This is a genomic window from Pseudomonas sp. YY-1, from assembly GCF_002843095.1.
Classification (GTDB): domain Bacteria; phylum Pseudomonadota; class Gammaproteobacteria; order Pseudomonadales; family Pseudomonadaceae; genus Aquipseudomonas; species Aquipseudomonas sediminis_A.
Map to the genome: position 1 here is coordinate 1 of NZ_PJLX01000007.1, position 12,170 is coordinate 12,170.

11 protein-coding genes are annotated in these 12,170 nt (G+C 64.3%); 5 read left to right on the top strand and 6 right to left on the bottom strand.

Features of this window, described 5'->3' with window-relative positions; translation table 11 throughout:
• Positions 1–98: 98 nt before the first annotated feature.
• Entirely contained in the window at positions 99–911 is an 813-nt protein-coding gene (locus tag CXP40_RS11450; protein ID WP_106733810.1) for an alpha/beta hydrolase, read from the bottom strand.
• A gap of 117 nt (positions 912–1,028) precedes the next feature.
• Positions 1,029–2,090 carry an AI-2E family transporter gene (locus CXP40_RS11455; protein ID WP_106733811.1) on the bottom strand — a complete coding sequence of 354 codons (1,062 nt, stop codon included), beginning with the start codon at positions 2,088–2,090 and terminating at the stop codon, positions 1,029–1,031.
• Between the two features lie 156 nt (positions 2,091–2,246).
• On the opposite strand from CXP40_RS11455, the gene CXP40_RS11460 reads away from it, so the two are divergent.
• Positions 2,247–2,951, top strand: a complete 705-nt coding sequence (locus tag CXP40_RS11460) for a trans-aconitate 2-methyltransferase (RefSeq protein ID WP_106733812.1) — start codon at positions 2,247–2,249, stop codon at positions 2,949–2,951.
• Between the two features lie 6 nt (positions 2,952–2,957).
• Here the strand turns inward: CXP40_RS11460 and CXP40_RS11465 are convergent, their stop codons facing one another.
• Positions 2,958–3,347, bottom strand: a complete 390-nt coding sequence (locus CXP40_RS11465) for a GFA family protein (RefSeq protein WP_106733813.1) — start codon at positions 3,345–3,347, stop codon at positions 2,958–2,960.
• 111 nt (positions 3,348–3,458) lie between these two features.
• Positions 3,459–3,824, bottom strand: a complete 366-nt coding sequence (locus CXP40_RS11470; protein ID WP_106733814.1) for a hypothetical protein — start codon at positions 3,822–3,824, stop codon at positions 3,459–3,461.
• A gap of 215 nt (positions 3,825–4,039) precedes the next feature.
• Here CXP40_RS11470 and CXP40_RS11475 point away from each other — a divergent pair, with 215 nt between their 5' ends.
• Positions 4,040–5,740, top strand: a complete 1,701-nt coding sequence (locus CXP40_RS11475) for an amidase (protein ID WP_106733815.1) — start codon at positions 4,040–4,042, stop codon at positions 5,738–5,740.
• Between the two features lie 289 nt (positions 5,741–6,029).
• Here the strand turns inward: CXP40_RS11475 and gspD are convergent, their stop codons facing one another.
• Positions 6,030–7,967 (bottom strand): type II secretion system secretin GspD, encoded by a 1,938-nt coding sequence (gspD, locus tag CXP40_RS11480; RefSeq protein ID WP_106733816.1) that lies wholly within the window; start codon positions 7,965–7,967, stop codon positions 6,030–6,032.
• Positions 7,968–7,971: 4 nt separating this feature from the next.
• Positions 7,972–8,607, bottom strand: coding sequence for a type II secretion system protein N (locus CXP40_RS11485; RefSeq protein ID WP_256579281.1), 636 nt, complete (start codon positions 8,605–8,607; stop codon positions 7,972–7,974).
• 386 nt (positions 8,608–8,993) lie between these two features.
• Between CXP40_RS11485 and gspE the strand changes: the two genes are divergently transcribed.
• From gspE to gspG, 3 genes are read left to right on the top strand one after another with little or no spacing between them, the layout of a single operon-like run.
• A complete protein-coding gene (gene gspE / locus CXP40_RS11490) occupies positions 8,994–10,481 on the top strand; it encodes a type II secretion system ATPase GspE (RefSeq protein WP_106733817.1) in 1,488 nt (495 codons plus the stop codon).
• The gene (gene xcpS / locus CXP40_RS11495; RefSeq protein WP_106733818.1) at positions 10,482–11,699 is read left to right on the top strand and encodes a GspF family T2SS innner membrane protein variant XcpS; all 1,218 of its coding nucleotides are present in this window, start codon (positions 10,482–10,484) and stop codon (positions 11,697–11,699) included. It abuts the gene before it with no gap.
• A 4-nt stretch (positions 11,700–11,703) separates the two neighbouring features.
• Entirely contained in the window at positions 11,704–12,129 is a 426-nt protein-coding gene (gene gspG, locus CXP40_RS11500) for a type II secretion system major pseudopilin GspG (RefSeq protein WP_099525190.1), read from the top strand.
• Positions 12,130–12,170 lie beyond the last annotated feature (41 nt).

Genomic DNA, 12,170 nt, shown 5'->3' on the forward strand with positions numbered 1-12,170 from the left:
GTGGGGAAGCAGCTACTTTTTCAACAGAATCTGGCCGAAAGCAGCCCAGTCACTGAGCTAGTAAAGACCGTGTGTGGAAGTAGACGCCAGATTGGATGTCACTCATTGGCTATCTGCGCGCAAATCCTGGGAGCTGCCGCATACAGACAGGAGTAGTGAGAAAGCCCCACCATCCGCTCGACGCGCACGTTGTTTGGGAGGCGCTTAGCCAGATACGCCGACATAGCGAAGGGCGACCAGTTGTCCTCGGCGCCATGCCATAGGCATACATCTGCCTCGCAGGCGAAGACGCTGGCTGACCAGGGCTGGAGATATTGCTGTATGTCCCGCGTATAGCCGGTCGTACCTTGGGCAAAGCACTGTTGCAGTACCTGGCAGATAAGCGCTTTGAACTTCGGTGATTTCACCAGCTCCCGATCCTGCCCCTGAGCACTGGCGAACAACATGCGAAACAGCAGCTGCGGTGCGCGTTTGGCCAGTAGCGCCTGCCACTTCACCAGCCACTGGAACAAGCCTGGGCTGCGCTGGGCCAGCGAGAACACGGCCTTGCCCGCCATCTGATCGAGGAAGTCTCCACCATCGAGCGGGGCGGCGGCGGAAACCAGGTGCTGGCTGCGAACCTGGCCTGACATAAGGGCAGCGACTTCCAATGCGGCATGCGCGCCGAGGGAAAAGCCGATGAAGTCGACCCGAGCACCTTGCACGGTCTCGCTGATCGCCTGAGCGATCTGTCGGTAGTAGTCAGTGCCTGTACTGGAGTGGTCGATGGTGAAACGGTCGAAACAGAGAATACGCAGGCCTTGTTCTCGGGCTGGCGCGTCGAATACGGATGCCTCAGAAGGCGAGCCCGGCACCCCGTGGAAGTAAACGACAGGTTTGCCAGCCGGGTTTCCGTATTCGCTGAAGTCCATCGCTAGTTCCGAGCAAAGTGGCGTCTCGGTCTTTTATCACCACCTTGCTGAATACGCGCTAGGGCGAACTGCCGCATTGCCTTCTGGGTCCGAGCCCCGGAATGAACCGGGCTCGATTCACGCCGGCAACCTGATCTTTTTCTTCGCCCCGAACAGGTTCCAGCTGGCGACGAACAGCGCCGCCACCAGCGGGCCGATCACGAAGCCGTTGAGGCCCAGCAGCGAGAGACCACCAAGGGTGGAGATGAGGATCAGGTAGTCGGGCATGCGGGTGTCCTTGCCGACCAGGATGGGGCGCAAGATGTTGTCCACCAAACCGATCACCAGCACGCCGAAGGCGGTGAGGATGATGCCTTGCACCATGCTGCCGCTGAGCATCAGGTAGATGGCCACCGGCGCCCAGATGATGCCGGCGCCGGCTGCCGGCAGCAGTGACAGAAACGCCATCAGTACGCCCCATAGCAACGGGCTGTAGAGGCCCAGCGCCCAGAATATGAAACCACCGAGCGCGCCCTGTACGGCAGCGACCACCACGTTGCCTTTCACCGTGGCGCGCACCACGCGGGTGAATTTGATCTGCAGGCGGCGTTTGGTGGTGTCGGCCAGCGGGATGGCGGTACGGATTCTATGCACCAGATCCTTGCCGTCGCGCAGCAGGAAGAACAGCAGGTAGAGCATCACGAAGAAGCCGATGAAGAACTCGAAGGTACCCTGGCCGATGGCGAACACCTTGGTCGCCAGGTATTGGCTGCCGGCCATGGCGCCCTTGGAAATCTGTTCGCGCAGGCCTTCGAGGTTGCTTATGCCGACGCGGTCGAGCTGTTCCTGGATCGACGGTGGCAGCATCTGGATGAAGCTGGTGACGTAGGCGCCGGTATCCAGCTCGCCCGATTCGAGCTTCTGGTACAGGGCGGTGCCTTCGGCCACCACGGCGGAGGTGATGAAGATCACCGGCAGAATCGCCACCAGCAAGCAGATGATCAACGTCAGCAGGGCGGCCAGGTTGCCTCTGCCGCCAGTGCGCCGCAGCAGGCGCTCCTGCAGCGGTGCGAACACCACGGCCAGGACCATGGCCCAGAACACCGCGCCGTAGAACGGCAGCAGTATCCAGAAGAAGGCGATGGTCACCAGTACGAGCAGGAGGATGAAGGCTTTCTGTTCGAAGGTCGGGCTCTGCATATCGGGTTCGCTTGGAAGGGACATGCCACTTAGTCCCCTGATGTTCTGGCAAAGTGCCCACAAAGTTGGATTGGGCTTGTAGTCGCTCGCTGGGGGGATTGACAGCTCTGGGATACTGGAAGGCGTGAGGGGATCATTCGAGACGGAGGCATGGCCATGCGTGACGAGGAAATCAAGGCGCTGTTCGATCAGCAGGCGGCGGGCTACGACAAGCAATGGGCGGGGATGGCGCCGATTCGTGAGGCGCTGTATTTGCTGCTCGATGCGCTGTTCATCGACCTGCCGTCCGACGCGCGGATACTCTGCGTGGGCACCGGGACGGGGGCGGAAATCGCGCACATGGCCGAGCGTTTTCCGGGCTGGCGCTTCACTGCGCTCGATCCGTCCGGGGCGATGCTCGAGGTGTGTCGCCAGCGTGCGGAGCACGGCCGCTTTGCCGAGCGCTGCGACTTTCATGAGGGCTATCTGGATACGCTGGCGCCTGGGGCGGCCTACGATGGCGCGACCTGTTTTCTGGTGTCGCAGTTTCTGCTCGAACCGGCGGTGCGTACCGGGTTCTTCGGCCAGATCGCACAGCGCCTGAAACCCGGCGGGCTGCTGGCCAGTGTCGACCTGGCAGCGGATATCCAGTCGCCGGCCTATGAGGTATTGCTGCCAGGCTGGATGACGTTGATGTCAGCGGCCGGGGTCGATGCGCAGATGCTGGAGCGTGTGCGTGCAGCCTACGCTCGCGATGTGGCGGTGCTACCGGCGCAGCGGGTGGCGGGCATCATCCAGGCCGCTGGTTTCGAGGCACCGGTGCAGTTCTTCCAGGCCGGGCTGATGCTCGGGTGGGTAAGTCGGCGCGCAGCCGATGCTTGAGCGGTACTACTCGTGACGCGTGCTGCGGTCGCGGTCGCCTGGGTAGTGGCGATCGAAGGGCAAGGGCGGTAGCCAGGCTTCGCGGCGGATGGTCCAGAGTTCGTAGGTGGGGGTGAACTGGTTCGGCTCATCCAGCGAACCGACATTCACTTCGACTTCATCCCCCGAGCGCGCGAACACCGGCGAGCCGCAACGCGGGCAGAAGTGGCGGCCGGCGTACTGGCCGGTTTCGCCCTCTACCTTTACCGCGTCCTGCGGGAATATCGCCGAGGTATGGAAGAGGGCGCCGTGGTGCTTGCGGCAGTCCATGCAGTGGCAGACGCCGACCCGATAAGGCTGGCCGCTGGTTTCGAAACGCACCCGACCGCAGAGGCAGCCGCCGGTGAGGTTGGGCATGGCGATGTTCTCCTGTTTCGTGTGCAGAGACTGAGAACATAGCAGGACGCTGACTCTGTAGGATCCCGCTGGCGGGCGATCCTGAGAAGAGCATCGCCCGCCAGCGAGCTCCTACGGTTTTGTAAGGCTGCGATCCAGCTCCTGCTCGATCTTCGCCCATTCCGCTCTCAGTGCGCGGCGCAGGTAGGCGATGAAGAGGCGGTCGCGCAGGCGGCGCAGTGTGGAGCTCTGTCGCGCCGCTTGGGCTTGCTCGATGGTTTCGCTGAGCCAGGCGCTGTCGAAGCCTGTCCAGATCGGTGGGATGGGCGCGAGCATGTTGGAGTAGCACGCGGGAGCGACGTCCTGGTAGAAGGCGGCTTGTACTGTGGCACGGTCGAAACCTGCCACCTGACGGGCGATGTATCCGTAGTCGACTTCGGTGTCGACGAATACCTCCGACAGCGCCGACCACAGATGAATGCGTTCTTCGCGGGTCATAAGCCTGCTCTGCCCAATGCAGCGTAATCGGTGGCGAGACTGTAATGCGTGGCGCGCGTCCTGGCCATTGGCGCGGGCTGCTGCGAAGGCCTGGTGGGATGTATCATCGGGCACATGGTTGCATGACTGAATCTGCCCGTGAGCGTCGGCCGTGCACACGCTGTTTTCGTATCCGTGGCCGTAGACGCGGCCCGCCATTTGCGAGTGATGACACCATGATCGAGGTAACCGAAGTTTCCATTGCCGAGCTGCGCGCCGCGCTGGAGTCCGGCCGCACCACGGCGGTCGAACTGGTCAAGGCCTATCTGGCACGTATCGACGCCTACGACGGCGCGGACACGCCGACTAGGCTCAACGCGGTGGTGGTGCGCAACCCCGATGCGCTGAAAGAGGCCGAGGCCTCCGATGCACGCCGCGCTCGCGGCGAGACGCTGAGCCCGCTCGATGGCATTCCCTACACCGCCAAGGACAGCTACCTGGTCAAGGGCCTGACGGCGGCCTCCGGCAGCCCGGCGTTCAAGGACCTGGTGGCGCAGCGTGATGCCTTCACCGTCGAGCGCCTGCGCGCGGCCGGCGCCATCTGCCTGGGCAAGACCAACATGCCGCCGATGGCCAATGGCGGCATGCAGCGCGGCGTCTATGGCCGTGCCGAAAGCCCGTACAACGCCGATTACCTGACGGCGCCGTTCGCCTCGGGCTCGTCCAACGGCGCCGGCACGGCGACCGCTGCCAGCTTCTCCGCGTTCGGCCTGGCCGAGGAAACCTGGTCCAGCGGGCGTGGCCCGGCGTCGAACAACGGCCTGTGCGCCTACACACCGTCGCGTGGGGTGATCTCGGTGCGCGGCAACTGGCCGCTGACGCCGACCATGGACGTGGTCGTGCCCTACGCCCGGACCATGGCCGACCTGCTGGAAGTGCTCGACGTGGTGGTGGCCGACGATGCCGACAGCCGCGGCGACCTGTGGCGTTTGCAGCCCTGGGTGCCGATCCCGAAAGCCTCCGAAGTACGCCCCGCGTCCTACCTGGCGCTGGCGGCCAAGGCCGATACGCTCAAGGGCAAGCGCCTGGGTGTGCCGAAGATGTTCATCAACAAGGACGAAGCCGCCGGTACCAGCGAGAACCCGGGCATCGGTGGCCCGACCGGCCAGCGCATTCACACCCGGCCGACGGTGATCGCTCTGTGGGAAGCCGCGCGCCAGGCGCTGGAAGCGGCCGGCGCCGAGGTGGTGGAAGTGGACTTCCCCTTGGTGTCCAACTGCGAAGGTGATCGCCCCGGTGCGCCGACCGTGTTCAATCGCGGCATCGTCACGCCCGAGTTCCTGCATGACGAACTGTGGGAGCTCAGTGGTTGGGCCTTCGACGATTTCCTGCGTGCCAATGGCGATCCCAAGCTCAATCGTCTGGCCGATGTCGATGGCCCGCAGATATTCCCGCACGACCCCGGCACGCTGCCAAATCGCGAGGGCGATCTGGCGGCGGGCATGGACGAATACGTCAACATGGCCAAGCGTGGGATCAAGCCCTGGGACCAGATCGCCACGCTGCCTGACGGCCTGCGCGGCCTGGAGCACACTCGCAAGATCGATCTGGAAGACTGGATGGATCAACTGGGGCTGGACGCTGTGCTGTTCCCCACCGTGGCCGACGTTGGCCCGGCGGATGCCGATGTGAACCCGGCCTCCGCCGATATTGCCTGGAGCAACGGTGTGTGGGTGGCCAACGGCAACTTGGCGATCCGTCACCTGGGCGTGCCGACCGTCACCGTGCCGATGGGCGTGATGGCTGATATCGGTATGCCGGTGGGCCTGACCTTCGCCGGCCGTGCCTATGACGACTCGGTGTTGCTGCAACTGGCGGCAGCCTATGAGGCGACCGGCAGCAAACGCCTGGTGCCACCGCGTACGCCAGTGTTGTGAGGTAACCCTGCGGCCCTGGGGAGGGGCTCTAGCCGCGACGGCTGCAGAGATCTTCGCCGCTAAAGCGCCTCCCACGGTTTGTGGTGCTCCACGATTCAGCGTGTAGGGCGGGTGCAACCCGCCACTGCCATTTCGGCGGGTTTCACCCGCCCTACGACCCATAAATGGGAAAGGGGGCAGGTTGCATCGGTCTTGTGGGATGGGCTTTAGCCGCGACGGCTGCCGCTAAAGCGCCTCCCACGGTTTGTGGTACTCCACGATTCAGCGTGTTGCCCCCAGCGCCCTATCTTTACTCTCGCAAATCCACCGCTGGTGCGCCCTGACCGTCGAACAGCTGGTTCGGGGTGCTGGGCAGGATGCTCGGGCGGCCGTTGCTGCCGTCGCCGAGGATGCGGATATCGCTGTACTTCTTGCCCGACAGCGCAGCCAGGCCGGCGCCGTCACGTACCACGGTGGGCCGCAGGAAGACCATCAGGTTGCGCTTGATGTGCGAGTCGCGGTTCGAGCGGAACAGCCCGCCGAGCAGGGGAATGTCGCCTAGCAGCGGCACCTTGGAAATCGCCTGGGTGACGTCGTCCTGAATCAGGCCGCCGAGCACGATCACCTGGCCGTCGTCGGCGAGGATGGTGCTCTTGATCGAGCGCTTGTTGGTCACCAAGTCGACCGCCTGGGCGTTGAGCCCGGTGCTGGGAGCGAGGGAGGAGATTTCCTGCTCGATCTCCAGACGCAGGGTGGCGCCTTCATTGATGTGCGGCGTGACCTTGAGGGTGACGCCGATGTCCTGGCGCTCGATGGTGGTGAAGGGGTTGCCGGCACCGGATGCGTCGGTGGTGTAGGAGCCGGTCTGGAACGGCACGTTCTGGCCGACGAGGATTTCCGCCTTCTGGTTGTCCAGGGTCAGCAGGCTTGGCGTGGATAGCAGGTTGCTCTTGCTGTTGGCTGACAGCGCGGTGATCAGTGCGCCGAAATGGTCGCTGCCGATGCCGATGATGGCGCCGTCGGGCAGGGTGGTGCCGTCGGGAATTTCGCCATCCTGCAGAATCTGCAGCACGGTGCCGACCGACAGGCCGGTGCCGCCGAAATTCACTCCACCCAGGCCGCCGGTACTGCCGCGTGCGTCCACCGCCCACTGCACGCCGACGGCATCGGTGATGTCGCCGGAAATCTCGACGATGGCCGCCTCGACCATCACCTGCGCACGCGGTACATCGAGCTGACGCACGATGTCTTCGAGAGTGGCCACCAGGTCCGGTTCGGCCAGCAGTACTAGGGCGTTGAGGCTCTCGTCGGCGCGGATGAGGATGTTCGACTGCTTGCCGGTGGTTTCGCCGTTCTGCTGGTTCTTCAGGCCTTCGGAGATTTCTCCGAGGGTTTCGGCCAGGGATTTGGCGTCGTTGTGACGCAGGCGAATCACCCGGGTGTTGGCCGAGCGGCTGGTGGGCGTATCCAGTGACCGGGCGAGGTCGGCGAGCTTGGCGCGGGCGTCCGGCGGGCCAAGCAGGATCAGGCGATTGGTACGCGCATCGGCCACCACCTGAGTAGCGCTGGTGCCCTTGGCCTGGCCACGGGCGATGGCGGTGTTGAGCACCTCGGCTGCGTCCATCACCCAGGCGTTCTGCAGGGTGACCACACTGAAGTCCTGTGCGCCGCTCTGGTCGAGCTGGCGCATCAGGTCTTCGATGCGGGCGATGTTGGCGCTGCGGTCGCTGATGATCAGCGCGTTGGCCGAGGTGACGGCGGCCAGATGGCCGTATTGCGGCACCAGCGGGCGAATCAGCGGGATCAGCTCCGCCACCGGCGCATGTTGCACCTGGATCAGGCGGGTTTCCAGGCGATCAGGCGCTGGGCGGCCGGCATCCGCTTCAGCCTTGGCCTCGGCGTTGGGCACGATGCGCGCCTGGTCGCCCTGGGTCAGCACGCTGAAACCGTGGGTGGCCATGACCGAGAGGAACAGCTGGTAGACCTCGGACAGCCCCAGCGGCGTGCTCGACACCACGTTGACCTGGCCTTTCACGCGCGGGTCGACGACGAACGTCTGCCCGGTGATGCTGGCGATCTGGTCGACGAACTCGCGGATGTCCGCGCCCTTCAGGTTGATGGTCCAGCTTTCTTCCTGCTGGTTGGCGCTGGCCGGCACCTGCTGGATCTGCGCGAGCAGGGGCAGCGGTGCGGTGGCCAGGCCGGCGGCGAGGAGGGCGAGGGTCAGTCGGCTACGGAAAAAATGCATCGGTTCAGTCACTTTCCATGGGCTGATCAGGGGGCGTTTCCACAGGCTGGGTGCCGGAGGCTTCCATCTGCTCGCGCAGCGCCTGCATGCGCTGGCGCAGTTGTTCGAGGTTGTCCTGGTCGAGTTGATCGAGCTGTTGCAGCGAGTCTGGTGCTGCCGTTTCGACCGGCGGGGTGTAGCTGTATTGGCTGCTGCTCGGGCGCGGGAACGTGAGGCTTTCGCGGCGGCCGTTGCGCACCAGCTCGACGCGGTCGGCGTAGACGGCATCCAGGCGCACGCCGTTGTCCACGTCCGCGCCGACGGCAAAACGCTGGGCGCTTTGGCCCTGACGCTGGATCATCGCGCTGGAGCGTTGCGGGTCGCTGTGCACGAAGCTGCCAAGTAAGGTCAGTTGCAGGTTGGTGGCCGGCGGCGGGCCGCTGTCGGCCTGGCGTGGCGTGCCGAACAGCTGGTCGATGGGCGCCTGCGCGCGTTGTTCGGGGCTGGGCGTGCTCTGGCTGGGCGCTTGCTGCACAGGGCCGCGCACCAGGCGCAGCAGTTCGGCGCTCTGCCAGGCCAGGCTGACGCTCAGGGCGATCAGCACGAGCATGCCTATCAGGCTCGGGGCATTGTCCTTGAGCCGCTGGGAAAGGGCCGACATGGGCAAAAGCATCACTCCGGAAAACGACGTTCTAGTTCTTCTTATGTGCGGGGCGTCGCGCGCTGATCATAGCAGCCTGCTCGCGCTTGGCATCCCCCAAATAGGGTGGGTGTGCAGTTCCTGGCAATGTGTTAGAACCTGCTCACGATCTGCTGCGCGTCGGCCCTACTGCGTTAAAAACAGGCTCGGAATGCTCATTTACAGCTCGTAAATTCTGCTTCCTCGCCTGTTTTTGCCTTGTATGGCTCTAGCTCGCGAGATCCTGAACTGGTTCTTAAAGATAATCGCATAAACATACAAGAAGACCGTCCCAGAGGTGGCCCATTGGGTCAAAACGGCCAGGTTAGGCTGTAATACCGGGATAAGGTTCTGTTCTAAGGTCTCGCATGAACGCTTCGCTGCTCGAAACCCCATTGCGCCGCTTGCCCTTCAGTTTCGCCAAGCGTCATGGCCTGGTGTTCGTCATGCATGACGGGCGCGCCAGTTTGGCCCATCGCGCCGACTGCGATCTGGCAGCCCTGGCCGAGGCGCAGCGTTTCGCCGGGCGCAGCCTGCCGCTACAGGTGCTCGATACCCAGGCGTTCGCCCAGGCGCTGGGCGCTGCCTATCAGCACGACTCCGCTTCCATGCAACTGGCCGAGGATATTGGCGGCAGCTTCGACCTGGCCTCGCTGGCCGATCAGGTGCCGGAAACCGAAGACCTGCTGGAGCAGGAGGACGATGCGCCTATCATCCGCCTGATCAACGCCATTCTCGGCGAGGCAATCAAGGAAAACGCCTCCGATATCCACCTGGAAACCTTCGAGAAACGTCTTGTCGTGCGCTTTCGCGTCGACGGCATCCTGCGTGAGGTGCTCGAACCCAAGCGTGAGTTGGCTGCCCTGCTGGTGTCACGGGTCAAGGTCATGGCGCGGCTGGACATCGCCGAAAAGCGCGTGCCGCAGGATGGGCGCATCTCGCTCAAGGTCGGCGGGCGCGAGGTGGACATTCGTGTATCGACACTGCCCTCGGCCAACGGCGAGCGGGTGGTGCTGCGTTTGCTCGACAAACAGGCCGGGCGCCTGTCACTGCAGCACCTGGGTATGCGCGCCGAGGATCGTGCGCTGATGGAAGACACCGTGCGCAAGCCGCACGGCATTCTGCTGGTCACCGGCCCCACTGGTTCGGGCAAGACCACCACGCTGTACGCCAGCCTGGTCAGCCTCAATGACCACACGCGCAACATTCTTACCGTCGAGGACCCCATCGAGTACCACCTCGAAGGGATCGGCCAGACCCAGGTCAACACCAAGGTGGACATGACCTTCGCCCGGGGCCTGCGCGCCATCCTGCGCCAGGACCCGGACGTGGTGATGGTCGGTGAAATTCGTGACAAGGAAACCGCCGAGATCGCCGTGCAGGCCTCGCTGACCGGCCACCTGGTGCTGTCGACGCTGCACACCAACAGCGCCATAGGCGCCATCACCCGGCTGGTGGACATGGGCGTGGAGCCGTTCCTGCTGTCGTCATCGCTGCTCGGCGTGCTGGCCCAGCGCCTGGTGCGCGTGCTGTGCCCGTCGTGCAAGGAACCCTATGCCGCCGATGCGGCCGAATGCGCGTTGCTTGGCGTGTCGGCCAGCTCGCCACCGACGCTCTACCATGCGCGCGGCTGCGCCCATTGCCATCAGCAGGGCTATCGTGGGCGTACTGGCATCTACGAACTGGTGGTGTTTGACGAAACCATGCGCACCCTGGTGCATAGCCGCGCCTCAGAGCAAGACATGACCCGCCACGCCCGCACGCTGGGCCCGAGCATCCGCGACGATGGCCGACGCAAGGTGTTGGAAGGGGTGACCACGGTCGAGGAAGTGCTGCGCGTGACGCGAGAAGAATAGATGGCCGCTTTCGAATACATCGCCCTGGACGGGCGCGGCCGTCAGCAGAAGGGCGTGCTGGAGGCCGATAGCGCGCGCCAGGTACGCCAGTTGCTGCGTGAGCGCCAGCTGGCGCCGCTGGAGGTCAAGGCCACGCGCAGCCGAGAGCAGGGCAGCGGCGGGGCACGCCTGGGGTTTGCCCGTGGCCTGTCGGCACGTGATCTGGCGCTGGTCACCCGCCAGTTGGCGACGTTGATCCAGGCGGCATTGCCCATCGAAGAGGCGCTGCGCGCAGCAGCCGCGCAATCCACCAACTCGCGTATCCAGGGCATGTTGCTGGCGGTGCGCGCTCGCGTGCTGGAGGGCCATAGCCTGGCTGGCAGTCTCAAGGAATTTCCGGCCGCTTTTCCCGAGCTGTATCGCGCCACGGTGGCGGCGGGTGAGCACGCGGGGCACCTCGGCCCGGTGCTGGAACAGTTGGCCGATTACACCGAGCAGCGTCAGCAATCGCGGCAGAAGGTCCAGCTGGCGCTGCTTTATCCGGTGATTCTGATGTGCGCGTCGCTGCTGATCGTCGGCTTTCTGCTTGGCTATGTGGTGCCGGACGTGGTCAAGGTGTTCGTCGATTCCGGGCAGACATTGCCGGCGCTGACGCGTGGGCTGATCGCCCTGAGTGACTGGGTAAAGGCCTGGGGGCTGGTTGCACTGGTGGCGCTGGTACTGGCGGTGATCGCCCTGCGCGCCGCACTGCGTGACGAGGCCTTCCGCTTGCGCTGGCATCGCTTTCTGTTGCGTATCCCGCTGATAGGCCGGCTGGGTCGCGCCACCGATTGCGCGCGTTTCGCCTCGACCCTGGCCATCCTTACCCGCAGTGGCGTGCCGCTGGTGGAGGCGCTGGCGATTGCCGGCGAGGTGATCGGCAATCGGGTGATCCGTGGCGAGGTGCTGGTGGCGGCGCAGAAGGTGCGCGAGGGCGGCAGCCTGACCCGTTCGTTGGAGGCCACCGGGCAGTTCCCGCCGATGATGTTGCACATGATCGCCAGCGGCGAACGCTCAGGCGAGCTGGATCAGATGTTGGCACGCACGGCGAAGAACCAGGAGAACGACCTCAGCGCGCAGATCGCCCTGCTGGTCGGGCTGTTCGAGCCGTTCATGCTGGTCTTCATGGGGGCAGTGGTGCTGGTGATCGTGCTGGCCATCCTGTTGCCGATTCTTTCTTTGAACCAAATGGTGGGGTAATTAGGTGATACGCAGACAAGCAGGTTTCACGCTCATCGAAATCATGGTCGTGGTGGTGATTCTGGGCATTCTGGCAGCGCTGGTGGTGCCGCAGGTGATGAGCCGGCCGGATCAGGCCAAGGTCACCGCCGCGCAGAACGACATCCGTGCCATCGGTGCGGCGCTGGATATGTACAAGCTCGACAATCACAACTACCCCAGCACCCAGCAGGGCCTGGAAGCGCTGGTGAGCAAGCCGAGCGGCAATCCGCAGGCGAAGAACTGGAACAAGGACGGCTACCTCAAGCGCCTGCCCATCGATCCGTGGGGCAACCCCTACCAATACCTGGCACCTGGTACCAAGGGCGCATTCGACCTGTATTCTCTTGGTGCGGACGGCAAGCAGGGCGGCAGCGACCTGAACGCCGATATCGGCAACTGGGATCTCTGACTCGACCATGCCGCCGTTCGCCTGTAGGAGCGAGCTCTGCT

Coding starts and splice junctions, on each gene's coding strand:
- CXP40_RS11465 (WP_106733813.1), bottom strand. CDS start 3,347: ATGCCCAACCTCACCGGCGGCTGCCTCTGCGGTCGGGTGCGTTTCGAA.
- gspD (WP_106733816.1), bottom strand. CDS start 7,967: ATGCATTTTTTCCGTAGCCGACTGACCCTCGCCCTCCTCGCCGCCGGC.
- CXP40_RS11485 (WP_256579281.1), bottom strand. CDS start 8,607: ATGTCGGCCCTTTCCCAGCGGCTCAAGGACAATGCCCCGAGCCTGATA.
- gspE (WP_106733817.1), top strand. CDS start 8,994: ATGAACGCTTCGCTGCTCGAAACCCCATTGCGCCGCTTGCCCTTCAGT.
- CXP40_RS11470 (WP_106733814.1), bottom strand. CDS start 3,824: ATGACCCGCGAAGAACGCATTCATCTGTGGTCGGCGCTGTCGGAGGTA.
- CXP40_RS11475 (WP_106733815.1), top strand. CDS start 4,040: ATGATCGAGGTAACCGAAGTTTCCATTGCCGAGCTGCGCGCCGCGCTG.
- CXP40_RS11450 (WP_106733810.1), bottom strand. CDS start 911: ATGGACTTCAGCGAATACGGAAACCCGGCTGGCAAACCTGTCGTTTAC.
- CXP40_RS11460 (WP_106733812.1), top strand. CDS start 2,247: ATGCGTGACGAGGAAATCAAGGCGCTGTTCGATCAGCAGGCGGCGGGC.
- xcpS (WP_106733818.1), top strand. CDS start 10,482: ATGGCCGCTTTCGAATACATCGCCCTGGACGGGCGCGGCCGTCAGCAG.
- CXP40_RS11455 (WP_106733811.1), bottom strand. CDS start 2,090: ATGCAGAGCCCGACCTTCGAACAGAAAGCCTTCATCCTCCTGCTCGTA.